The sequence below is a fragment of the Pontibacter mangrovi genome, from assembly GCF_006385705.1.
Classification (GTDB): domain Bacteria; phylum Bacteroidota; class Bacteroidia; order Cytophagales; family Hymenobacteraceae; genus Pontibacter; species Pontibacter mangrovi.
The window spans coordinates 170,025-192,658 of sequence record NZ_VFRQ01000004.1 but is presented as its reverse complement, the minus strand read 5'-3'; the positions used below and the strand labels follow the sequence as shown (position 1 = coordinate 192,658).

21 protein-coding genes are annotated in these 22,634 nt (G+C 54.3%); 12 read left to right on the top strand and 9 right to left on the bottom strand.

The window, feature by feature from the left end:
* Positions 1-63: 63 nt before the first annotated feature.
* Together FJM65_RS09210 and dnaB are read right to left on the bottom strand one after the other, a co-directional pair.
* A complete protein-coding gene (locus FJM65_RS09210) occupies positions 64-2,766 on the bottom strand; it encodes a D-alanine--D-alanine ligase family protein (protein WP_140621213.1) in 2,703 nt (900 codons plus the stop codon).
* 744 nt (positions 2,767-3,510) lie between these two features.
* A complete protein-coding gene (gene dnaB / locus FJM65_RS09205; RefSeq protein ID WP_140621212.1) occupies positions 3,511-5,085 on the bottom strand; it encodes a replicative DNA helicase in 1,575 nt (524 codons plus the stop codon).
* Positions 5,086-5,295: 210 nt separating this feature from the next.
* On the opposite strand from dnaB, the gene FJM65_RS09200 reads away from it, so the two are divergent.
* Together FJM65_RS09200 and FJM65_RS09195 are read left to right on the top strand one after the other, a co-directional pair.
* A complete protein-coding gene (locus tag FJM65_RS09200) occupies positions 5,296-6,681 on the top strand; it encodes a UDP-N-acetylmuramate--L-alanine ligase (RefSeq protein WP_140621211.1) in 1,386 nt (461 codons plus the stop codon).
* Positions 6,682-6,686: 5 nt separating this feature from the next.
* Positions 6,687-7,493, top strand: a complete 807-nt coding sequence (locus FJM65_RS09195; RefSeq protein WP_140621210.1) for a 3'-5' exonuclease — start codon at positions 6,687-6,689, stop codon at positions 7,491-7,493.
* Positions 7,494-7,684: 191 nt separating this feature from the next.
* On the opposite strand, the gene FJM65_RS09190 is transcribed toward FJM65_RS09195, so the two are convergent.
* Together FJM65_RS09190 and FJM65_RS09185 are read right to left on the bottom strand one after the other, a co-directional pair.
* On the bottom strand, positions 7,685-8,317 hold the full coding sequence (locus FJM65_RS09190; RefSeq protein ID WP_140621209.1) for a hypothetical protein: 633 nt from the start codon (positions 8,315-8,317) through the stop codon (positions 7,685-7,687).
* 21 nt (positions 8,318-8,338) lie between these two features.
* Positions 8,339-9,139, bottom strand: a complete 801-nt coding sequence (locus FJM65_RS09185; RefSeq protein WP_317131336.1) for a M48 family metallopeptidase — start codon at positions 9,137-9,139, stop codon at positions 8,339-8,341.
* A gap of 346 nt (positions 9,140-9,485) precedes the next feature.
* Here FJM65_RS09185 and FJM65_RS09180 point away from each other — a divergent pair, with 346 nt between their 5' ends.
* From FJM65_RS09180 to FJM65_RS09140, 9 genes are all read left to right on the top strand, one after another.
* Positions 9,486-10,097, top strand: a complete 612-nt coding sequence (locus tag FJM65_RS09180) for a fumarylacetoacetate hydrolase family protein (protein ID WP_140621207.1) — start codon at positions 9,486-9,488, stop codon at positions 10,095-10,097.
* Positions 10,084-11,997 carry a M23 family metallopeptidase gene (locus FJM65_RS09175; RefSeq protein ID WP_239022893.1) on the top strand — a complete coding sequence of 638 codons (1,914 nt, stop codon included), beginning with the start codon at positions 10,084-10,086 and terminating at the stop codon, positions 11,995-11,997. The genes FJM65_RS09180 and FJM65_RS09175 overlap by 14 nt, the downstream gene beginning before the upstream one ends.
* A gap of 85 nt (positions 11,998-12,082) precedes the next feature.
* Positions 12,083-12,532: a thioredoxin-dependent thiol peroxidase gene (gene bcp / locus FJM65_RS09170; protein ID WP_140621206.1), complete on the top strand. Its 450-nt coding sequence runs from the start codon at positions 12,083-12,085 to the stop codon at positions 12,530-12,532.
* A 184-nt stretch (positions 12,533-12,716) separates the two neighbouring features.
* Positions 12,717-13,574 carry a transketolase gene (locus FJM65_RS09165; RefSeq protein ID WP_140621205.1) on the top strand — a complete coding sequence of 286 codons (858 nt, stop codon included), beginning with the start codon at positions 12,717-12,719 and terminating at the stop codon, positions 13,572-13,574.
* Between the two features lie 22 nt (positions 13,575-13,596).
* Positions 13,597-14,988, top strand: a complete 1,392-nt coding sequence (locus FJM65_RS09160; protein ID WP_140621204.1) for a vWA domain-containing protein — start codon at positions 13,597-13,599, stop codon at positions 14,986-14,988.
* A gap of 71 nt (positions 14,989-15,059) precedes the next feature.
* On the top strand, positions 15,060-16,013 hold the full coding sequence (locus FJM65_RS09155; RefSeq protein ID WP_140621203.1) for a transketolase family protein: 954 nt from the start codon (positions 15,060-15,062) through the stop codon (positions 16,011-16,013).
* Positions 16,014-16,144: 131 nt separating this feature from the next.
* On the top strand, positions 16,145-16,684 hold the full coding sequence (locus tag FJM65_RS09150; RefSeq protein WP_140621202.1) for an RNA polymerase sigma factor: 540 nt from the start codon (positions 16,145-16,147) through the stop codon (positions 16,682-16,684).
* A 43-nt stretch (positions 16,685-16,727) separates the two neighbouring features.
* Positions 16,728-17,150: a hypothetical protein gene (locus FJM65_RS09145; RefSeq protein WP_140621201.1), complete on the top strand. Its 423-nt coding sequence runs from the start codon at positions 16,728-16,730 to the stop codon at positions 17,148-17,150.
* Between the two features lie 7 nt (positions 17,151-17,157).
* Complete coding sequence (locus FJM65_RS09140) at positions 17,158-17,610, top strand: hypothetical protein (RefSeq protein ID WP_239022892.1); 453 nt, start codon at positions 17,158-17,160, stop codon at positions 17,608-17,610.
* A 298-nt stretch (positions 17,611-17,908) separates the two neighbouring features.
* Here the strand turns inward: FJM65_RS09140 and pepE are convergent, their stop codons facing one another.
* From pepE to FJM65_RS09125, 3 genes are all read right to left on the bottom strand, one after another.
* Positions 17,909-18,628 (bottom strand): dipeptidase PepE, encoded by a 720-nt coding sequence (gene pepE, locus FJM65_RS09135; RefSeq protein ID WP_140621200.1) that lies wholly within the window; start codon positions 18,626-18,628, stop codon positions 17,909-17,911.
* A 129-nt stretch (positions 18,629-18,757) separates the two neighbouring features.
* Positions 18,758-19,018, bottom strand: coding sequence for a hypothetical protein (locus tag FJM65_RS09130; protein ID WP_140621199.1), 261 nt, complete (start codon positions 19,016-19,018; stop codon positions 18,758-18,760).
* Between the two features lie 98 nt (positions 19,019-19,116).
* Positions 19,117-19,347, bottom strand: a complete 231-nt coding sequence (locus FJM65_RS09125; RefSeq protein ID WP_239022891.1) for a hypothetical protein — start codon at positions 19,345-19,347, stop codon at positions 19,117-19,119.
* Between the two features lie 257 nt (positions 19,348-19,604).
* On the opposite strand from FJM65_RS09125, the gene FJM65_RS09120 reads away from it, so the two are divergent.
* Positions 19,605-20,702, top strand: a complete 1,098-nt coding sequence (locus FJM65_RS09120; protein WP_140621197.1) for an MBL fold metallo-hydrolase — start codon at positions 19,605-19,607, stop codon at positions 20,700-20,702.
* Between the two features lie 54 nt (positions 20,703-20,756).
* On the opposite strand, the gene FJM65_RS09115 is transcribed toward FJM65_RS09120, so the two are convergent.
* Both FJM65_RS09115 and FJM65_RS09110 read right to left on the bottom strand, forming a co-directional pair.
* The gene (locus tag FJM65_RS09115) at positions 20,757-20,936 is read right to left on the bottom strand and encodes a hypothetical protein (protein WP_140621196.1); all 180 of its coding nucleotides are present in this window, start codon (positions 20,934-20,936) and stop codon (positions 20,757-20,759) included.
* Between the two features lie 123 nt (positions 20,937-21,059).
* A complete protein-coding gene (locus tag FJM65_RS09110; protein WP_140621195.1) occupies positions 21,060-22,598 on the bottom strand; it encodes a sensor histidine kinase in 1,539 nt (512 codons plus the stop codon).
* Positions 22,599-22,634: the final 36 nt, after the last annotated feature.

The window sequence follows — 22,634 nt, the reverse complement described above, 5'->3', positions numbered from 1 at the left end:
GTTGAATTTGGTTTTCAGCCTAAACCCAACTTTCTAACTTTTTAACTTTCTAACTTTTAACTTCTATATCTCTGCCTTCATCCTCGTGCGCTCTATGCCGTAGCTCAGGATGCGGTCGATAAAGTCGTATGGTTTGTAGCCGTTGATGGCCGTCTGGTGGAAGATACAGGTAGCCGGCGTCATGCCCGGCAGCGAATTCACCTCAATGATGATGGTCTCCACCTCGTCGTTCTCCAGCACGCGCACAAAAGCGTCAATACGGGCATACCCTTCAATATTCAGAATCTGGGCCACGCGCCTCAGATCCTCCTTCACCTTGTCGGAGATTTTCTGGCGGCGCTCCGGGTCGGCAGCGTAGCGGGCAGGCGTGATGTTCTGTCCCTCACCGGCCAAAAACTTCTCCTCCAGGCTCAGCACCTCTCCCTCGGCAAGCGCCTCAGAGGCCTCAAACACCTCGTAATTCACCGTGCCATCCGGGCTATACTTGGTCAGCAAACCTCCCGTGATCTCCAGGAAGTGCTTCGCACCGTTTCTGCTGATGAGCGTCTCTACCAGGAAGCCAGCCTTATTCGGAAACTCCTCCTTGAAGCCCAGCGACAGGGTGCGGGCACACTCGGTGTCCAGCTCCTCCATCTCCCGGAACATCAGAGTAGAGAAGGCATCCAGTTCCTGGCGGTTCTTGATCTTCTTCACCGCGGAGCTGCAGCCGTCGTCGGCAGGCTTGGCGATGAACGGATACCTGAACTCAGCCTCCAGGCTCTGGTAGAAAGCTTCTTTATCGCGCAGCCAATCCTCTTTCCAGGCCATTTTGTGGTGCGCCACCGGCACGCCGTGCTTGGCCAGGATCTCGTTGGTTTCATACTTGTTGATGGTGATCTGCGAGGAGCGGATGCCGGAACCGTTGTACGGAATGTGCAGTTTCTCCAGCTCCTTCTGCAGCGCCCCATCCTCTCCCGGACGACCGTGCAGGGCGATGAACACCACGTCCACCAGGTTCTTCAGCTGATCATAGGTGATGCGCTGCGGCTCCTGCAGAGTGCGGCCTGTATACTTGCGAGTTATACTTGCGGCCTCCTCTGTTATCTGCGCCAGCACCGGGTGCGGCTTTCCGCCCTGCTCAAAGTATAACACCTTCTCCTTGATGTCATCGGCGTTATCCTTCAGCATGATGTTGATCGGGATCGAGTACAGGCGGTGCGCCTCGTTACTCCCGGTCAGGAAGATCGGCAGCGGCTCATACTTTGTAGAAGACGACAGCTTCTCGTAAATATTGCGCCCGGACTCCACAGAAATGTGGCGCTCGGAAGAGTAGCCGCCCATGATCACGCCTACCCGGATCTTCTCCTGGCGGTGCGCCTGCTCGTCTTTGATACTTTTGTCCAACCGCTGCAGCAAGCGTGTCAGCTTCACAGTATCCTTCCCAGTCTTCAGGCGCTCGGCCACCGAGGTGCGGATGATATAGGTCAGGAACTGCGATGGGTTCAGCCCAATCTCAGCCGCCTGATGGAAGAAGAACGAAGAAGGCAGCATACCCGAGGTCGTGTTCGGGTCGTTCAGGAAGATATCGCCATTGTCGGTGATAAAGCCATCCAAACGGGCATACACGTTAAAGCCAAAGGCCTTGAAGAGCCTGCTGGTAGCTTGTCTTATACTTTGGATCTGCTCGGTTGGCAGGTTGATCGGCGTGATCTTGCGACTCAGGCCCGGCAGGTATTTGGAGCGGTAGTCGAACACCTCGCTGCCTTTCACGATCTCTGTTGGCGGCAGCGCGATCGGCTGGCCCTGCTCGTCCTGCACCACGATGCAAGAAAATTCCTTGCCCTGAATAAAGGCCTCTACCAATACCTGCTGCTCATGTTCCACGTTTGTCAGCGTAAGGCTGTCGGTGGCGGTGCTGCTGAAAGTATGGTTGATGTGATTAAAAAGCTCCTCCGGGTGATAGATGATTTGCCCATCCTCCAGCACTACCGGCATGCCGATACCCTCGCGAATATCCACGAGCTGCTTCATGCTCATCAGCTGCTTTTCCTCGCCCATCGCCAGCCACTGGCTCTTGTAGATGGTTTTGGTGAAGAAGCTGCGCTCCACGCCCGCCTCAAACGCGTCAAAATCATCTTCTTTAATGATGGAAACCCCAATGGATGATCCCTGGTGCGGCGCTTTTAGTACCAGCGGCAGGCTCAGGTCAGCTTTCAGCTGCTCAAAGATCTGACGGCGGTTCTGCTTATCACTCCACTCCGCGTACTGTATCGTTCTGTAGTCCGGCGTCGGGAAACCGTGCTGCTTGAGCATCTCCTTCTGCGCCGCCTTATCGATACCGATGGCCGACGGAAGTATACCGGAGCCGGAGTACGGGATGTGGTACCACTCCAGCAATCCTTGGATGCTGCCATCCTCGCCGTAAGGGCCGTGCAGGGCCAGGAAAGCAAAATCGAAATGCTGCTTGAACTCGTTTGGCTGCAGGCGTTTACCGGCTTTGGCTATAATTTTGTCCTGCTCTTCAATGCTCAGTTCGCCCAACGACTCCAGGTAAATCTGCAGGCCGTGCTCGCTCTCCGGCAAAGCCTCCACCGGCGGGTAAAAATCGCGGATGGTGCCTTTGTAGATGAACTGCCAGTCGAGCAGAATAAAGTTGCCCAGGCTATCCACAAACACCGGAACGGCCTCGAAAAGAGACTTATCTAAATTATCGTATACTGTACGGCCACCTGCAAACGAGATCTCGCGCTCGCGCGATGGGCCACCAAAGATGATTCCTACTTTCATTGAAGCAAAGGTAATAAATGAGGGGCTTAAGTTAATTAGAATTTAGGAGCTTAAAAACGCAGCCCGGCTATACTTTCATTTGCAACACAATTGCAATACCAAAAGAGTTGCATAAAGCGGATGGTTTTATACTTTACTAAGCCACATCGGTGCCGGCTCTAACCACCCTTAGCCTCTCCTGGGGTAAGGAGTGGAATCTAGGATTGCTTAGGCTAAAGTGTAAGTTTCATGGATGTTGTCATTTGAGTTATAAACCCACCCCAGCCCCTCCGAGGAGGGGAATTCCCGCAGGTGTAATCATCTACTGCCCCCGGCAGCTTCAGGCACACCGCGCGATGCCTGAGAGAGTTTATTCGGGGAGGCCTCGCAGGCTTGAGCGAGCCAAAGCCAGAGGTGGAAAGATAGGTTTGTTAGACTGTGGATCAGCAGCAGCTAGATAGGATAGCTTGTATCCAGTTGCAGGAAGCAGTGGCAGGTAAAGGCACAAGCGGACGCTTGCGCCAGCAAGTTTAAGTATAGCTTTCCAAGCCATTCCAGTATAAGAAAGCAGCGGCTACGGAAGTATACCCAAAGTATAGCTCAGACGCTCTCAGGACCTTCGGACGCTGCGAGGTCACTAAAAACAGAACAGCCACTGGCTTGTGGCACAGCGGCTGATCCTCCTTTGGCTATTCGTTTATACTTATGCTGTATTGCTGCAATTCTGCCTTAAACTAGCATGAAGCTGGTCGGGCAACTTATACGTTAGAATGGCGGTTCCTCGTCAAAGTTAGACGTCGGGAAGCCTCCTCCACTGCCACCATCATTCATGCGGCTGCCCAGGCGTATGGCTCCCGGCGTTTCCGTATCGAAGGTACTGTTTGGCAGTGCATTGAAGCCGCCCATTCCGTCTCCCCCAAAATCATTGTCCAGGTTTGTAAACTTAGTATACTTTCCGATAAATTTCAACTGCACGTTTTCCAACGATCCGTTACGGTGCTTGGCGATGATCACCTCCCCCACACCAGCTGTCGGGTTACCCATCTCGTCCTCTGTGATGCCGTAATACTCCGGGCGATACAGGAAGAGCACCATATCGGCGTCCTGCTCTATCGAGCCGGATTCTCGAAGGTCGGAGAGCTGCGGGCGCTTGTCGCCACCGCGCGTTTCTACGGCACGGCTTAGCTGCGAGAGCGCAATTACCGGCACGTTCAGCTCCTTGGCCAGCATCTTCAGCGCCCGTGAAATGGAGGCGATTTCCTGTTCACGGTTACCGTTGCTCTTGCCGTCGGCATTGCCGCTCATCAGCTGCAGGTAGTCAATGATGATCATCTGGATATCGAACTGCGCCTTTAAGCGGCGGCACTTTGTACGCAGCTCCCGGATGGAAAGACCCGGCGTATCGTCGATAAAGATAGGGGCTTCGGTGAGTTTAGAGATTTTATGGTTGAGCTGTGCCCACTCATACTCCTCCAGACTGCCTTTTTTGATCTTCTCCGACTCCAGCTCCGCCTCCGACGAAATCAGACGATTCACCAGCTGCAGCGAGGACATCTCCAACGAGAAAATGGCCACACCCTTTTTAAAGTCTACTGCCGCATTACGCATACAAGAAAGCACGAAGGCCGTTTTACCCATCGCCGGACGTGCGGCCAGAATGACCAAGTCCGATTTCTGCCAGCCGGACGTAACGCGGTCCAGCGCCGTCAGGCCGCTTGGCACACCTGTCAGACCGTCCGACTGCTTACGCTTCTCCTCCAGTTCCTTAATGGCCTGGTGCATGAGCGAGCGCATGTCGTCGAAGTTCTTACGGATGTTGGATTCCGAAACCTCGTAGAGCTTGGCCTCTGTTTTATCGAGCAGCTCGAAAACGTCGGTGGTATCCTCAAAAGCGCTGGAAAGCACCTCTGATGAAATAGAAATTAGATCCCGTTTGATGGAGTTCTCCGTGATGATACGGGCGTGGTACTCGATGTTAGCGGCGGAGTTAACGCGGGTGGTCAGCTGCGTTACGTAATAAGCGCCGCCTGCCAGCTCCAGTTCCCCGTGCTCCCGCAGCTCCTGCGTCACCGTCAGGATATCGATCGGCTCCGACTTGTCGAACAGGGAAAGTATGGCTTTGAAAATGCGCTGGTGCGACTCCTTGTAAAAGCTCTGCGGTCGCAGAATGTCGATCACATTGGTTAAGGCATCCTTCTCCAGCATCAGAGCGCCTAACACGGCCTCCTCCAGGTCCAGCGCCTGCGGTGGCTTCTTGCCCAGCTCCGAAACTACGGGGGCTTTTTTCTGCCATCCATTGCGGTTGCCCGCAGGCCGCACGTTCATTTTCATCTCCTCCATAAGCACAAAGATAAATCCTTATATATCCCACACCCGAAAAATGTTCGTAAAAATTGCCCACTGGGATTTCAACAGCCCAAAGGGCGGCTTTACACAGGATATCCACATAAATATACACATATCCACAAAGTATCCACATATTAACGTATAGCTATTTTATATTTAGCGAGTACTTCTAACTTTGTCTGATTGAGTACACATTTGTTGCATATGGAGAAGAAGGATTTTCAGTACATACACCTGATCGCCGTGGGCGGTAGCATCATGCACAACCTGGCGCTAGCCCTGCACGACAAGGGCCTGAAAGTAACGGGTTCGGATGACGAGATTTACGAACCGGCCAAAAGCCGACTGGCCGCCGCTGGCATTCTGCCGGAGCAGGAAGGCTGGTTCCCGGAGAAACTGGACGCCAGACCGGATGCCGTTATACTTGGGATGCACGCCCGCCCCGACAACCCGGAACTGAAGCGCGCACAGGAGCTGAACATCCCGATCTACTCTTTCCCCGAGTTCATCTATGAGCAGAGCCGCGACAAGCAGCGCGTGGTGATTGGCGGCAGCCACGGCAAAACTACCATCACCAGCATGATCATGCACGTGCTCAAGCACCTGGGCCGTAAGTTCGACTATGCCGTGGGCGCGCAGCTGGAGGGTTTCGACCGTATGGTGAAGCTGTCGGACGATGCGCCGGTAATTATCATTGAAGGTGATGAGTATTTGTCGGACCCAGTGAAGCGGGTGCCGAAGTTCCACCTTTACCACCACCATATCGGGGTGATCAGCGGCATCAGCTGGGACCACATCAACGTGTTCCCGGACCCGGACATGTACCGCGACCAGTTCCGCATCTTTGCCGAGATGACACCGAAAGCAGGCACATTGATCTACAACCAGGACGATGAGCAGGTGCAGCTGGTGAGCGTTCCGCGCAACCCGGCCGACATCTCCTACATCGGCTACGGCGTGCACGAGCATAGCATCCGCAACGGCAAAACCATCCTGCATACCAAGAAAGAGGGCGATGTAGAGGTGCAGCTCTTTGGGGAGCACAACCTGCGCAACCTGAGCGCGGCCAAGGAGGTGTGCAAGAAGATCGGCGTGAAGGCGCACGATTTCTACGAGGCCATGAAAACCTTTAAGGGGGCGGCCAAGCGCCTGCAGAAGCTTGGCGAGTCGGCCACAGCGAACATCTACCGCGACTTTGCCCACGCGCCATCCAAGGTAAAAGCTACTACCGAGGCCGTGAAAAAGCAGTTCCCGCAGCGAGAGCTGGTGGCGGTGCTGGAGCTCCATACCTTCAGCAGCCTGAACAAAAGCTTTATTCCGCAGTACGCCGGCGCCCTGGACCTGGCCGATGAGCCGATCGTGTTCTTCAGCCCGAAAACACTGGAGCACAAGCGCATGGAGATGCTGACGGAGGACGAGTTGAAAGCCGCCTTCAAAAACCCGAACCTGAAAGTATACACCGACTCGGAGGCACTGCAGCAGCACCTGCTGGAGCGCAACTGGCAGAACGCCAACCTGCTGCTCATGAGCTCGGGCACCTATAACAACATTAACCTGGAGGCGCTAACGCAGGCGGTTCTGAAATCCTAGAAAGTATGAAACTACACCTGAAGCGCCCCATTGTATTTTTTGACCTGGAAACCACCGGCACCGACATCGGCAAAGACCGCATTGTGGAGCTGAGCGCCTTGAAAGTAATGCCCAACGGCGAGGAGATCCTGAAGACGCGCCGCATCAACCCGACTATTCCCATTCCGCTGGAATCTAGCCTGATCCACAAGATTTATGACGAGGACGTGGCCGACTGCCCTACCTTTAAGCAGATAGCCCACGACCTGAACAAGTTCCTGGAAGGCTGTGACCTGGGCGGCTACAACGTGCTGCGCTTCGATATTCCGCTGCTGGCCGAGGAGTTCCTGCGCTGCGACATCGACTTCGACATCGAGAACCGGAGCATCGTGGATGCCTGCCGTATTTTCCACCAGATGGAGCAGCGCACCCTGTCGGCTGCCTATAAGTTTTACTGTGATAGGCAGCTTGACAACGCCCACAGCGCCGAGGCCGACACCGTGGCGACTTACGAGATTCTGAAAGCCCAGCTGGACCGCTACCAGGAAACGCCTTACGAGACTTCGGAAGGGCTGACAGAGTACCCGGTGCAGAACGATATGGCTGCGCTGCACAAGTTCACCTTCCAGAAAACAGCCGACCTGTCGGGCCGCATTGTGTACAACAACGCCGGGCAGGAGGTCTTTAACTTCGGCAAGTATAAAAATGTGCCGGTGGAGGAAGTGCTGCAGAAGGAGCCGAGCTACTACGACTGGATGATGAAGAGCGAATTCCCGCTGTATACTAAAAAGATCCTGACGCGCATCAGGCTACGGGGCATGAAAGTATCTTAACCAGTGATGAATGCTGATGTAAAAGACTAAACTGGCTCTTTGGGGCGTGTCATATGATTTTCTTCAGTTGCTGTCCCCTCCAGCTTTTAGCAAAGGCAAAGTAAAGTATCCACGAGTTATCTAAAGTATAAAACCAGAGGCAGCCGCTAAAGTATAGCGGCTGCCTCTGGTTTTATACTTACACCTAAAGTTTATCTGCGTCTCTTATCGCGCTCGCGGGTCGTTTTCAACTTCGGCGCCTCCTTTAAAAGCGTGTTGCCTTCTGCAAAGCGGTGCTCGCAGTTGTTGCCCGGCGCGCGCGAGGAGCACTCACAGCCCGTGATGCGGTTTCCGGAGAAGGTGAAGTAGCAGAACCCACAGCCAATCGAGGACTTGCACATGTGCTTCGCTCCTTTGCTGCTCAGGTATAAGCTGTTGTCAGGGGCAAGGTCCAGCTCGAGGGCCATACTTCTGAAAGCGCCGTTCTGCTGCCCCAGCCCTACCAAGTAATAAGCGGGTTCATCCTCTTTTGTCTCCTGCACCTTATGGATCATCACCTTGTCTACCACCGTGCCGTCGCCAAACTCCCGGATAAAGGGCTGCATCAGCTCAGTGGTGGGCACAATATAGTCCACTGAATCGAACACGACTTGCGCCAGCAACTTGCCGTCATAGGGCACCTCTGCCTCCAGTTCCCCACCTTCAGGGTCTGTTGCGCTATCTTCCTGAATAAACTCTCTTGTAGAGCAGGCCGAAGAGGCCAGCATCAGAAAAAACAGCAGGTACAACAAACTTACCGGGCGAAGGGTGAAGCCGAAGCGACGGCTATGGGCGTGTGCAGTCATGTAGTTTGGGATAGAGCGTGATTACTTCCTATAATACTTCAGCGCCTCCGGCATGTGCTTTTTCAAGTCTGCCTGTCGGGTGCCGGCGCTCGGGTGAGTAGACAGGAACTCCGGTGGAGCCTGGCCGCCCTGCGCTTCCATCCTCTGCCAGAAAGAGACAGACTCTTCCGGATTGTAACCAGCCATCGCCATAAAAATCAAACCCAGTCTGTCGGCTTCAGACTCTTGCGTGCGGCCATACTTCAGCAGGCCTAGTTGCGAGCCAACGCCATAGGCAGCCATTACCAGGCTCTGCGCGGTGCTTGGCTGCGAGCCGGCCAGCGCGGCCAGCGTCTGTCCGCCAAACTGCTGCGCCAGCTGCTGGCTCATGCGCTCGTTGCCATGTTTGGCAATGGCGTGCGCAATCTCGTGCCCCATCACCACGGCAAGTCCTGTTTCGTTTTTAGCCACTGGCAAAATGCCCGTGTACACCGCCGTTTTACCGCCGGCCATGGCCCAGGCGTTCACCTGGTCATCCTCAATGAGGTTAAACTCCCACTGGAAGCCATCCAATTCACTTTGCAGGCCGTTGGCCGCCATGTAGCGCTCCACAGCCCCCTGTATGCGTTGCCCTACCCGCTTCACCATGGCCGTGGCCTGGGCGTCGCGCGAGAGCTTACTTTCACTGATCACCTGGTCGTAGGCGGCATAGCTCTGCTGCTGCATCGCCGCATCAGACACCAGGTTTAGCTGCCGGCGCCCTGTTAGCGGCACCGTGGTACAGGCTACAAACATAACCGCAGCTACTGCAAATGCAATAATTTTCTTATACATCGTCTTCATGATTTAAAAGCTTTCAGAAACCTATTTCAAATTTTGAACCAATTTCTGCCAAGCCAATCGCAATTATATGGATTAATTACTATACATATATACCTTAATACGTAAATGCATGTGCTGTGGATACAGCTTTCCTGCAAATAAAGGTATAGTTTCCGTACAAGTATACGACATCTGCACGCGTTAGAGTTATAGATGCAGCACCAGATTTCATTGCACTGTTTTGCGGGCGGGCACAACAGCAGGAAAAGGGTAGCTGCACACCCGGCTGCAGATATTTTTCGCAGTTTTGCTGGGGCTCTCCGTTAGAAGTCCTATTTTTGAGAATAGAACCGTAAAATCCCTTTGCATGAAGATATTAGCCATCGGCAGGAACTATGCCGAGCATATTGCCGAGCTCCAAAACGAGGTGCCCGACGAGCCTGTGATTTTCTTTAAACCAGACACGGCCATACTTCGGAACAACGAGCCGTTTTACTACCCAGAGTACAGCACCGACATCCACCATGAGGTGGAGCTGATTTTGCGCATCAGCCGTGAGGGCAAGAACATCGAGAAAAAATTTGCGCACAAGTACTACGACGCCATCGGACTGGGCATAGACTTTACCGCCCGCGACCTGCAGGCCAAAGCCAAGGCCAAAGGGCTGCCCTGGACGCTGGCCAAAGGCTTCAACGGCTCGGCCCCGGTATCGGAGTTTCTGCCCCTGTCGGAGTTCCCGGACTTGCAGAACATCAGCTTCCGGCTGGACGTGAACGGTGAGACAAAGCAGCAGGGCAACTCAAAGATGATGCTCAACGATTTTGACGACATCATCGCCTACATTTCAAAATTCATCACCCTGAAAAAGGGAGACATTATTTATACAGGAACACCCGAGGGCGTAGGCCCCGTAAAAATTGGAGACAGGCTGGAAGGATATGTTGAAGACAAGAAACTCCTCGATTTTGAAGTTAAGTAAAAAGCGTTTTGCCACAGCCATACTTGCTGTGTTTGCGGGGTTTGGGGCCATGGCGCAGATGCCGGCAGAGCCGCCCATGCCCGCCCCTGCCGATTATTTCCTGTTCCCGATAAAGCCGGGCGAGCGCAATTACCTGTCGGGCACCATGGGCGAGATACGCTCTAACCACTTCCACGGCGGGCTCGACATTAAAACCGACCAGCGGGTGGGGCTGCAGGTGCACGCCGCCGCCGACGGCTACGTGTCGCGGGTGAAGCAGTCGACTTACGGGTATGGCAACATTATCTACGTGACGCACCCCAACGGGCTGGTAACCACTTACGCGCACCTGCTGGAGTATTACAAGCCGCTGGCAGACTACGTGCTGCAGCAGCAGTACGAAAAGCAGAGCTTCGACATTGAGCTGTTTCCGGAGCCGGGGCAGTTTCCGGTGAAGCGCGGCGACGTGATCGGTCTGTCGGGCAATACCGGCGGCTCGGGCGGCCCGCACCTGCACTTTGAGATCCGGGACAAGGAAGACCGCCTCTACAACCCGCTGCGTTATACCTTCAAGGAGGTGATCGATACCACACCGCCGGATATTTACAGCATCGGCATGACCCCGCTGGGCATAAACGCCCGGATAAACAACGAGTTTGAGCGGGCAGAGTGGCGCACCAAACAGGTGGGCACTAATTATACGCTGCCCGATACCGTGTATGCCCACGGCCTGGTGGGGCTGGAGCTGCAAACCATCGACAGGCTGGACGGGGCCACAAACAGAAACGGTACCCAGGAGGTAACCCTGTACGTAAACGGCAAGCAGATCTATAACCACTACATCGACAAGGTGCCTTTTGAGCTGTCGCGGCAGGTGTCGCAGCACATCAACTATAACCAGTATAAGCGGCAGGGGCGCACTTTCCAGAAGGCTTTTATAGACCATGGCAACGATTTGCCGCTGTACCAGGCCAACGAAAAGGACGGGCGCCTGACCGTGCAGCCGGACTCGGTGTATCAGGTGAAACTGGTGGCCCGCGACTCCTACGACAACGCCTCTACCCTCAGCTTTGTAGTGAAGGGGCAGAAGCCAACCTTTACCCAAACCAAGTCTGCCAGCGTTACCAAGCCATCTATAAAGTATGAGATTTTGGGCAATGTGCTCAAGGTAAGTGCTGCCGACACCAGCCGCACGCCGCAGAACATCAACCTGTTTGTAGGCGGGGAAGAGCTGATGCTAGTGCCGAGCTATGTAAACAACTCCGTTTCTGTGAGCCTGTACGACCTGCGCGCCGGCCTCCCCGACTCTATGCGCTTCTGCGGCGAGAGCACAGACTTCGGGCTAAAGCAGATGGTGCCATCCGGTCAGGCAACAGCATATAAAAACGATTACCTGCAGCTGCGCTTCGACGAGCACTCGCTCTACGACACGTTATACTTGCAGACAGCCCTGGAAGACGGCGTGTATACCATAGGCGATTATTTCACCCCGCTGCACAAGGCCATGAAGGTAACCATACGCCCCGACACCACTGGGCTGGACCTGAGCAAGGCAGCTGTCTACTTTTTGGGCACCGGCCGTGGCCGTGGCTATGCCGGCGGCAAATGGGAAGGCAACACCATCACCTTCTACACCAAGAACATGGGCAAGTTTAAGGTGCTGCAAGATACCAAGCCGCCTTACATCCGCTTGATCAGCAAGAACCGCAACGGCATCCGCTTTAAGATCTCAGACGACCTCTCGGGCCTGAATTCCTTTAACGCCTGGGTAAACGGCAAGTGGCTCCTGATGAAGTATGAGCACAAAACCGCTACCATCTGGTCTGAAAAGTTAGACAAAAGTGTACCTTTGTCCGGGGAAGTAATCCTGAAGGTAAAGGACAACGCCGGCAACGAGTCTACCTACACCACCAGGATATAATGTGATACCGTATCAGGACGCACGCAACGCGGCCGGAAAGCCGGAGCTTACCGTGCTAGTGCTACCAGATACTTAGAACAAAACTATGACACTGAACATCGGAGACAAAGCGCCTGAATTTGAGGGCAAGGACCAGAACGGGAACACCGTAAAGCTGAGCGACTACCGCGGCAAGAAAGTGATCTTATACTTCTACCCGAAGGACAGCACCCCCGGCTGCACTGCCCAGGCCTGCAACCTGCGCGATAACTACAGCGAGTTGCAGCGCGAAGGCTACGAAGTGATCGGCGTGAGCATAGACAGCGAGAAATCGCACCAGAACTTCATCAGCAAGTATGAGCTGCCCTTCACCCTGCTAGCCGACACCGATAAAAAGATCGTGGAACAGTATGGCGTGTGGCAGGAGAAATCGATGTATGGGCGCAAGTACATGGGCACCATGCGCTACACCTTCGTCATCGACGAAAGCGGCACCATACAGGACATCATCACGAAAGTAAAGACCAAGGACCATACGGCCCAGCTACTTAAGTAACAGCAAACGCAGTTGCCCCGATTCGGCAGCTGCGTTTTTTTGTTATATTTGAACACCCGTAGAGGCTCTGCCCAGATAAGCATGAGCTTACGCGGCCACGGGTTTAGCTTTAAAGTATAAACCCGCAGGCCAGTTACACAGCAACACAGCAATTAACCATTTAACATTTCAACAATAAATTATCGTGAATCCACACAACCTAAGCATTGAAGAGCTAAAGCAGACAGCTGCTCAGGTGCGCCGCGACATTGTGCGTATGGTGCATGCCGTTAACTCCGGCCACCCGGGCGGCTCACTTGGCTGTACAGACTATTTTGTATCGCTGTACTTCCGGGTGATGGACTACAGCACCGACTTTACCATGGATGGCGAGGGCGAAGACCTGTTCTTCCTGTCTAACGGCCACATCTCCCCTGTTTGGTACAGCGTGCTGGCCCGTGCCGGTTTCTTTGATGTAAAAGAACTGGCTACGTTCCGCAAGCTCGACTCCAGGCTGCAGGGCCACCCCACCACCCACGAGGGACTGCCGGGCGTGCGTATCGCCTCCGGCTCTTTGGGCCAGGGCCTGTCGGCCGCAGTGGGCGCCGCCCAAGCCAAAAAACTGAACAAAGACAACAAGCTGGTATACGTGCTGATGGGCGACGGCGAGTTGGAAGAAGGCCAGATTTGGGAAGCTGCCATGTATGCCGCCCACCACAAAGTAGACAACCTGATTGCCACCGTGGACCGCAACGGCCAGCAGATTGACGGCTCTACCGAAGAAGTTATGGACCTGGGCAACCTGCGCGCCAAGTTCGAAGCGTTTGGCTGGCATGTGCTGGAGGCCGACGGAAACAACTTTGAGATGCTGCTGCCCGCCCTGGACGATGCCAAAGCCGCTACAGGCAAGGGCAAGCCTGTTCTAATTCTGATGGACACGGAGATGGGCTTCGGCGTTGACTTTATGATGGGTTCTCACAAATGGCATGGCATAGCGCCTAACGACGAGCAGCTGGAGATTGCCCTGCAGCAGCTGGCCGTAGACTCTGCATCAGACTATTAACAACCCACACTCGTTTTAGCCCATGGTAAGCTGGAGCAAAAGTATAGCCGCCCTTTTTATGTTGCTGATGTGTTTGGCAACAGGCGCTGCTTTTGCCCAGGAAGCAAAGCCGAAGCCTAAAACGCGCATCCTCTTTCTGCTGGATGCCTCCGGAAGCATGATGGCCAAGTGGGAAGACAGCGACCGCATGGCCGTTGCCAAAAACCTGCTGAGCCACCTGGTAGACTCGCTGGACCGTTACGACAACGTGGAGGTGGCGCTGCGCGCCTATGGCCACCAGTTTGGGCGGGAGCGCAACGACTGCCAGGACACCAAGCTGGAGGTGCCTTTTGGGAAGAACAACGCACAGGCGATCAAAAGTAAGCTGGATGCCATTGTGCCCCGGGGCAACACCCCCATCACGTACTCGCTGCAGCAGGCGGCCGGCGATTTTCCCGAAGAGAAGTCACGAAACGTGGTTATTCTGATTACCGATGGGCTGGAGTCTTGCGGAGGTGACCCTTGCGCCACTTCCGAGGCCCTGCAGAAGAAGCGCATTTTCCTTCGACCTTTTGTGATTGGCATTGGCATAGAGCGGGAGCACGAGAACCAGTTGGATTGCATTGGGCAGTACTTTAACGCCGCCGATATCAAGACCTTCGAGAAGGTGCTGACCGAGATCGTGACGCAGACGCTGAGCGAGACCACCGTGAGCGTGGAGCTGCTGGATGCGCAGGACCGGCCCCGCGAGACCGGCGTGAATATGACATTTGTAAACGCCCTCACCGGGGAGGCAGAGTATGACTACGTGCATTACCTGGACGGCAAAGGCAAAACCGATTTACTGGACATTGATGCCCTGGTGCCTTACCATCTGCTGGTAAACACAGTGCCACCGGTGCTGGAGCGCAACCTGACGATAAAGCCCGGCAAGCACAATGTGGTGCGGGTAAAGGCGCCGCAAGGCCAGCTATACCTGCGCCAGGACGGGCCTTCGCCATACCGCATTCTGAACACCATTGTGCGGCAGGCAGGCTCCGACAAAACCCTGAACGTGCAAACCTTCGGGAACAGGCACAAGTACCTGGCGGGCAAGTATGACCTGGAAATCCTTACGATGCCGCGCATCATCATGCGCAACGTGGAGATAAAATCAGGGGAAACCAATACCATTACGATTCCGCCTCCGGGTCAGCTGGCCATCCCATCGCAGGTGCAGGGCTACGGCAGCGTGTATGAGCTGCATGAGAGCGGCGCCCAGCGCTGGATGTGCAACCTGCCCGAGGACAACAGTAAGGTGACCATTGCCCTGCAGCCCGGCAAGTATAAGTTAGTGTACAGAATGCAAACGGCGCAGTCGAGCAAGTTTACCTTTGTGCAGGATTTTACCATCCGGTCCGGGGCTACAACAACCGTAAGAATTTTTAACAGATAATGGGCAGCCGGCCCGCACAAGTATAAAGCTTGCGGCAGGCGCCTTTTAAGCTTCAAGAAAAAACAACACAAATGAAAGAGTATACCTATACAGAGAAAAAAGACACCCGTTCCGGCTTCGGCGACGGTCTGCTGGAAGTAGGCCGCCAGAACCCGAACGTGGTAGGCCTGTGCGCCGACCTGACCGGCTCGCTAAAGATGGGCGCTTTCCAGAAAGAGTTTCCGGAGCGTTTCTTCCAGGTGGGCATTGCCGAGGCGAACATGATCGGCCTGGCCGCCGGCATGACCGTCGGGGGCAAAATTCCCTACACTGGCACGTTCGCTAACTTCTCCACCGGCCGCGTGTACGACCAGATCCGTCAGTCTGTGGCTTACTCTGGCAAAAACGTGAAGATATGCGCCTCGCACGCCGGCCTTACGCTGGGTGAGGACGGTGCCACGCACCAGATCCTGGAGGACATCGGGATGATGAAGATGCTGCCAGGCATGACTGTGATCAACCCCTGCGACTACAACCAGACAAAAGCGGCCACCATTGCCATAGCCGAGCACGAAGGCCCGGTATACCTGCGCTTCGGACGCCCGTCGGTGCCGGTGTTTACGCCAGCCGACCAGAAGTTTGAAATCGGCAAAGCAGTGATGCTGAACGAGGGAACCGACGTAACGATCATCGCCACCGGCCACCTGGTGTGGAAAGCCATACTTGCCGGCAAAATTCTGGAGGAAAAGGGCATCTCCGCTGAGATCATCAACATCCATACTATTAAGCCGCTGGACGCAGAGGCGGTGCTGAAGTCGGTAGCCAAAACAGGCTGCATGGTAACGGCAGAGGAGCACAACCGCATCGGAGGCCTCGGCGACAGCGTGGCCCAGGCCCTGGCCACGGCCAAGCCTGCCCCGCAGGAGTATGTGGCCGTAAACGACAGCTTTGGGGAGTCTGGCACGCCGGACGAGCTGATGGAGAAGTATGGCCTGACAGAAAATAACATTGTGGCCGCCGCCGAGCACGCCATCAGCCGCAAATAAGCATTTTTTGCCACTTACATTTTTTAGAGGGAGGTACCGCGGTATCTCCCTCTATTTTTTTGTATACTTGCTGTTACCTCGGTGGCAAACCTGCCGCTGAGCCCGCCAATTCAGATTACTCGGACGTTCCGTTGGAAGACAAAGACCTACTTGAGAAGTTTGCCCAGCCAGAGAGCCGCAACATGGCCTTTAACCAGCTTGTGCGCAAGTACCAGGAAAAAGTATACTGGCACATCCGCAAGATGGTGATAGACCACGACGATGCCGACGACCTGACGCAGGACGTGTTTCTGAAAGTATGGAAAAACCTGGAGAATTTCCGGCAGGATGCCCAGCTTTATACCTGGATCTACCGTATTGCCACCAACGAGTGCCTCTCTTTTCTGTCCAGCAAAAAAAGAAAGTTCTTCCTGCCCCTCCACGACATTACCGCCGAGCTGACCGAGAAAGTGGAAGCCTCGCCCGACCTGGCCGGCGACGAGGTGCAGCTGAAGTTGCAGAAAGCCATCTTGCAGCTGCCGGATAAACAGCGGCTGGTGTTTAACATGAAGTATTTCGAGGACCTGAAGTATGAGGAGATGTCGGAGATACTGGGCACCTCCGTTGGCGCCCTGAAGGCCTCGTACCACATCGCCGTAAAAAAAATTGAAGAATTTCTGAAAAGAGATTAAACTATAAAGTATGAGCGTGCTCTAATAAGCAGAGTTAACTGGAATGAAAAACGAATTAAAACTGAGCGACATACCCAAGCGCAACCCTTACCAGGTGCCGGACGGTTACTTTGACCGGCTTCCGGCCCGCGTGATGGAGCGCACCGAAAGCGCGCAGGAACAGGCGTTTTGGCTGGAAAGCCTGTGGCGCCCGCTGCGCCTGGCCGTAGCGCCGCTGGTGCTGCTGCTGGTGTTTGTGGCTGCCTTCTTTTACAGCGTCCCCGATAAGCCTATTATCAACCTGGCCGGGGTACCCGACACCGCCATTGTAGATTACCTTAGCACCTACGCCACCCTGGAAACAGCCGACTTTGCAGAGCTGCACAACCTGCAGGAGCAGGAGCTGCCCTCAGAGATGCTGAATGTAAGCCCAAAGGCGGCAGAGGAAGAGCTGGAGTACTATGACCTTAACCATATGGAATACTAATTCACCCATGAAACGATATTTTTCATTTTTGATTTTATGCTGCGCTTTTGCCCTGTGCAGTTCAGCAGCCATGGCCCAGGACAGGCGCTCCGAGGAACGTCGTGAAAACGTGGAGGCCGCCAAAACAGCCTTCCTGACCGATAAGATGGGCCTTACAGCAGAGCAGTCGCAGAAGTTTTGGCCGCTATACAACGAGTATGAGGCAAAGCGCCGCGCCCTGATAAAAGGCTACCGCAGCGGCTACCGCGAAGACGTGGAAGCCCTGAGCGAGCAGGAAGCCAAAACACGGATCGATAACATGTTTGTGACGAAGGAGAAAGAGCTGGAGCTGGAAAAGGAGTATGCCGGCAAATACCTGAGAATCATCACCAACAAGCAGCTCATCAAGCTTTACCGCGGCGAGCGCGACTTCACAAAAATGCTACTCAAGCGCCTGGACGACAAGCACGCGAGTAACTAAGACTTAAAATTGGCTAAAGTTGAGAGTAAAGAGGGCACCACCGCAATGGGGTGCCCTCTTGTTTTTATGGCGTAGTAAGTAACCTAAGTTCGATTTACTAATGCAGTGCAGGTGTGACCCCACCCCTAACCCCTCCGAGGAGGGGAATGTGGGAAGAATTGTCATCCCTTTCTCCCTTGAAATGGAACAATCCTGCACGAAAAGTACCCCTCCTGTTTTTAGGAGGGGCCAGGGGAGGTAAAAATCCCCCTCCTTGGTGGGGCAGGGGTCGTTTTTGGCTACAGGTTATACTTCTGCCTTAATAAGCCTCCATCAGGAAATTAAGGTCCTCTGAAGCCTTGAACTCCATTGGCTTGCCGGTCTGCAGAAAAACACGCGCCGGGTGGGGCCCGAGCAGCTGTATTTTGTCGCCCTGCACGCGCAGCATGCTGCCTTCGCGCAGCCCCACCACCGGCTGGCGGTTATGATGATGAAACTCTGCAATGCGAGTGTCGCGGGTCTCGCCCATGTGCGTAGAGCTCGGGTCTGGGTCCAGGAAATGCGGGTTGATATTGAATGGCACCAGTTGCAGCGCATCAAAGGTTTTTACATGCACAATGGGCATGTCGTTGGTAGTGCCGATGGTTTTGCCAGCCACGTTGGTGCCGGCGCTTGTGCCCATGTAAGGCATACCCTGCCTCACACGCTCCCGTAGCGGCTCCACCAGCTTGTTCTGGTACAGCTGCCGCAGCAGCACAAAGGTATTGCCCCCGCCAATAAACACGGCCTCCGCCTCTCTCACGGCTTTTACCGCATCGTCATATTCCTGCACGCCGGTCAGGCTGATGCCCCATTGGGCAAAGGCCTTGCGCGCCTTTGCGGTATAGTCGTTGTGCGAGATGCCTCCCGGGCGGGCATAGGGTATAAACAGGATGCTTTTTTTGCCTTCCAGAAGTTTCTTTATCTCCGCCTCAGCGTGCTCCAGGTAGCCCGTGCCGTGCGTGGTAGAGGTGCTTATTAAAAGTAGGTTTCTGCTCATCCCCAAAGATAGGAAATTTGAAGAGGAGGTAAAGCATGCCTGCAGTAGCAGAACCTACGTGCCGCTGCCAGTTATCGCCTCCCCTCATCACGCTCACTACAAAGACCGCTCAACCTCAAACGTCCAACTTCACTTGTCCTTTCTTTGCGGCTTTAGCTTTAGTTTGATTGTTTCCAGGTAGGGCTCCAGTTGCCTGCTTGTGGTGAGTGCGCGTACCAGGCCAATGCTTTTCAGGTCATACAAAAACCAGATCTCCACATAAAAATCGTGAAGCCAGTACAGGTCGATTTTGCACCAGCCCTTGATGCGGTGGTACAGGTAGTGCCCTTGCTCCAGGGCCAGCGTTGCCTGCAGGTGCGGCGGCAACTCGTTAAATTCTTTGGCACTCATGGGTAAAATTCTTCTGCTACACTATCCTACAACTTAGTTACAAAAAAGGCTGCCCAGGGCAGCCTTAAATAATTTAACGTAAGATTCTCAATTTAGGTCTAGTTAAGGTGAAGTGTATACAACTCGAAGCGGGTGGAGGCAAAGCTCCAGTGCGACGGCGACGGATGGATCTCTACCCCATCCTCATCAATAATGGTGACAGCAAAACCGTCGCCCTGGTTCAGGGGCTCAGTAAAATGCTTCACCGGATACACCTTTCCTTCTTCTATCCACTCTTCCGGCTCAAAGGCTGGCTTCGACGCATCTACACACTTCGCGTAAACGGCCATATAGCTGGGGGGTACAAATAAATTAACCATATCAATAAAATAACTTTCCTCTAAGATAAATAATTCCTGCAAATCCAGAAACAACTGATCATTTTTTAGCGACCACCTGTAAGGTACAAAAAGCGTGCCTCCCGCCATTTTTGCCGGCGCACCGCCGTCTTTTAGAGAAAACAGGAACTACTGCGCCGGTTTTGGCAGCTTATCGGCGGCGTGTTGCGTAAGTAACATCAGGTTTATACTTTAAAACGATCTAGCCTATGGAAACAACAGCAGCGCAGCAAAGCGCCAACCAACGAGCCACCTTTACAGCAGCCCCCCGCGTGTTTGGACTGAAAACCGTGTTTGTTAACCTATACTTTGCAGCCAACCCCGACGGCTCCTGGGTACTGGTTGATACCGGTGTGCCAGGCTCGGCAGGCAAGATAAGGGAAGCAGCGGCAGAGATCTTCGGCTCCAATAGCCGGCCACGCGCCATCATACTTACCCACGGCCACTTCGACCACGTTGGCGCCGTGAAGGAGCTGGCCGAGGAATGGGATGTGCCGGTGTATGCCCACCAGATGGAATTCCCGTACCTCACGGGCCAGAGCAACTACCCGCCGCCAGACCCAAGTGTGGGTGGCGGCGCGATGGCTTACCTTTCGTTTGCATATCCTAAAAAGCCGATCAACATCAAAAACAGGCTGGAGCTGCTTCCGCCAGACGGAAGCGTTCCGGGGTTAGGGGGCTGGCGGTGGCTGCACACGCCAGGCCACAGCCCGGGCCACATCTCGCTGTTCCGGGAAGAAGACCGTACGTTGATTGCAGGAGATGCCTTTGTAACGCGCAACGGGGAGTCTGCCATGGCCGTGATGACGCAGAAGCGCGAAGTGCATGGGCCACCGGCCTACTTTACCCCAGACTGGGGGGCGGCGCACCATTCCGTAGAGATTTTAGATAACCTGCGCCCTGAGATTGCAGCCACCGGCCACGGCCTGCCCATGCACGGCGAGGAACTACGGCAGCAGCTGGACCGGCTGGTACAGGATTTCTGGCTGTTGGCGGTGCCTAAGCATGGGCGCTACGTGCACGAGCCTGCCGTGGTAGATGAGTATGGCGTGGTGTCGGTGCCACCGCCGGCAGGCAACCCTGTTCCTACAGTGCTGGCTGTGGCCGGAGCCGTGGCTGTGGCAGGCCTGGCCTGGGCGGCCCTTGCCAAGCGCAGCAAAAACGGCAGCGGCTACAGCTCCGAAAGAAGCGCGCGCCGCCGCCCGGTGCAGCGGCCCTACTCCCACAACCGGGTGCTGCGCACCAGGCCCGTAACCGCAGACGCCAGCTATGACAACCCAACGGAGCACACCAACAACTATCCGTAAAAGCAAAGAGGCCAGGAGTCAAGTCCTGGCCTCTTTGCTTTTCTATAAGGTGCTTTAATGGTTCTTTCTGCCGGAGCCGCTCTTGTTGCCGCCGCCGTCCTGTTTGTTAACGGTGGCCCAGGCGCGCTTCTCGGCCTCTTTGTGGCTCACGCCGCGTTTTTCGTAACCTTCTTCGATGTGCCCGGCTTTACGCTTCTGCTTATCTGTATAAGCAGACTTATCTCCTTGTGGCATAATTTCTCCTTTCTGTTCTGTGATACATAATTCCTGTATCCTCCTAGCTCATCCTATTGTACGGGAAAAGATGCGGTAACGATGAGTTTTATACTTCCACACCCTCCCCAAAGCACACGAAAATTACTCCTGGCCCTGATGAAAGTATAGCCTGAAGGTGGAGCCTTTCCCTTCTTCGCTTTCCACCACAATGTGGTCATCAGAGTTCTCCAGGATGCGCTTTACCAGGTACAGCCCAAGGCCGGTGCCCTCTACATGCGTGTGCACGCGCCTGAACATCGAGAAAATCTTCTGCTGATGCTTTTCACTAATACCCAGTCCATTATCGGAAACAGAAAGTATATACTTGTTGTTCTGTTTTTCCGTTTTTACCCTTACCAACGGCTTCCTGTCCGGGGCGGCGTACTTTATAGCGTTGGAGATCAAATTAAAGAGGATGCTGCGCAGGTTTTTGCGGGAGTAGCATAAGCGGTCAAAGCCGGAGAAATCTTTCTCGATGGTGGCGCTGCGGGAAAAAATCAGGTTTTCCAGGCTGCCTTCCACCTCCTGCACCAGGTCGTTCAGCTTCACCTCCTCCACCTGCACCTCCTCGTTCTGCACCCTTGTCACGTCTGTCAAGTCCAGGATGATGTTGTTTAGCCGGCTGATGGACTTGTCTATGCGGTTCATGACTTCCTCGTGCTTTGCATGCTCCGGCCCCATGTCCTCTTTCAATAAGGAGATCAGCCCCTCCAGGTTCGAGATTGGGGCTTTTAAGTCGTGAGAGGCGGCATACACAAAGTTGTCGAGGTCGGTGTTCACCTTGTGCAACTCTTTGTTTTTGCGCTGCAGCTCCTCGTTCTTCCTTCGCTCCGACAGGTCGCGGGTAATTTTTGAAAAACCGATCAGCTTGCCTTCGGGGTTATACAAAGGCGTGATCACCACATTGGCCCAGAACATGGTGCCGTCTTTGCGAACGCGCCAGCCTTCATCTTCAAAGCGGCCGTCTTGCAGGGCGCGGCTTATTTCATACTCCGTATACTTCCTTTGATTGGCTTCTTCAGGATAAAAGACAGAGAAGTGCTTTCCGATAATCTCTTCGGCGGCATAGCCCTTTATCTTTTGAGCCCCGTGGTTCCAGCTGGCCACTTTGCCCTCCGGCGTCAGCATAAAAATGGCATAGTCAGACACGCTTTCGGTTAGCAGCCTTGCCCGTTCCTCGCTTTTCCGAAGCTCCTCCAGGGTATTCGAAAGTCTATCCTCCAGTATCTTGCGGTCCGTCAGGTCGCGCGTGATCTTGGAGTAACCAATTAACTGGCCGTTGTCGCTACTGAAGATCGCCGTGATCACGACGTTTGCCCAGAACCTGCTGCCGTCCTTTTTTAAACGCCATCCCTCCTCCTCAAAACGCCCGTGCAGTTTGGCATACGCCAGCTCCATTTCGGGGTGCTTGATTTGTATGGCGGCCTCAGGGTAGAATATGGAAAAGTGCTTGCCTATGATCTCCTTGGCCGTATAGCCTTTTATTTTCTCTGCGCCGGGGTTCCAGGTTTGAATATAGCCGGAAGGGCTTAGCAGGAAAATAGCATAGTCACGGACGCCGTGCACAAGTAACCTGTACAAATCCTGGTTTTGAGATAGTAGCTCCGAAGCGTCTTTTAAAATGTGATTCTCTTCGCTCATGTAAAAAAGGCTCCTCTAACGTAGTTATTGCTGGTA

Coding starts and splice junctions, on each gene's coding strand:
- FJM65_RS09210 (WP_140621213.1), bottom strand. CDS start 2,766: ATGAAAGTAGGAATCATCTTTGGTGGCCCATCGCGCGAGCGCGAGATC.
- dnaB (WP_140621212.1), bottom strand. CDS start 5,085: ATGGAGGAGATGAAAATGAACGTGCGGCCTGCGGGCAACCGCAATGGA.
- FJM65_RS09200 (WP_140621211.1), top strand. CDS start 5,296: ATGGAGAAGAAGGATTTTCAGTACATACACCTGATCGCCGTGGGCGGT.
- FJM65_RS09195 (WP_140621210.1), top strand. CDS start 6,687: ATGAAACTACACCTGAAGCGCCCCATTGTATTTTTTGACCTGGAAACC.
- FJM65_RS09190 (WP_140621209.1), bottom strand. CDS start 8,317: ATGACTGCACACGCCCATAGCCGTCGCTTCGGCTTCACCCTTCGCCCG.
- FJM65_RS09185 (WP_317131336.1), bottom strand. CDS start 9,139: ATGAAGACGATGTATAAGAAAATTATTGCATTTGCAGTAGCTGCGGTT.
- FJM65_RS09180 (WP_140621207.1), top strand. CDS start 9,486: ATGAAGATATTAGCCATCGGCAGGAACTATGCCGAGCATATTGCCGAG.
- bcp (WP_140621206.1), top strand. CDS start 12,083: ATGACACTGAACATCGGAGACAAAGCGCCTGAATTTGAGGGCAAGGAC.
- FJM65_RS09160 (WP_140621204.1), top strand. CDS start 13,597: ATGGTAAGCTGGAGCAAAAGTATAGCCGCCCTTTTTATGTTGCTGATG.
- FJM65_RS09155 (WP_140621203.1), top strand. CDS start 15,060: ATGAAAGAGTATACCTATACAGAGAAAAAAGACACCCGTTCCGGCTTC.
- FJM65_RS09145 (WP_140621201.1), top strand. CDS start 16,728: ATGAAAAACGAATTAAAACTGAGCGACATACCCAAGCGCAACCCTTAC.
- FJM65_RS09140 (WP_239022892.1), top strand. CDS start 17,158: ATGAAACGATATTTTTCATTTTTGATTTTATGCTGCGCTTTTGCCCTG.
- pepE (WP_140621200.1), bottom strand. CDS start 18,628: ATGAGCAGAAACCTACTTTTAATAAGCACCTCTACCACGCACGGCACG.
- FJM65_RS09130 (WP_140621199.1), bottom strand. CDS start 19,018: ATGAGTGCCAAAGAATTTAACGAGTTGCCGCCGCACCTGCAGGCAACG.
- FJM65_RS09125 (WP_239022891.1), bottom strand. CDS start 19,347: ATGGCCGTTTACGCGAAGTGTGTAGATGCGTCGAAGCCAGCCTTTGAG.
- FJM65_RS09120 (WP_140621197.1), top strand. CDS start 19,605: ATGGAAACAACAGCAGCGCAGCAAAGCGCCAACCAACGAGCCACCTTT.
- FJM65_RS09115 (WP_140621196.1), bottom strand. CDS start 20,936: ATGCCACAAGGAGATAAGTCTGCTTATACAGATAAGCAGAAGCGTAAA.
- FJM65_RS09110 (WP_140621195.1), bottom strand. CDS start 22,598: ATGAGCGAAGAGAATCACATTTTAAAAGACGCTTCGGAGCTACTATCT.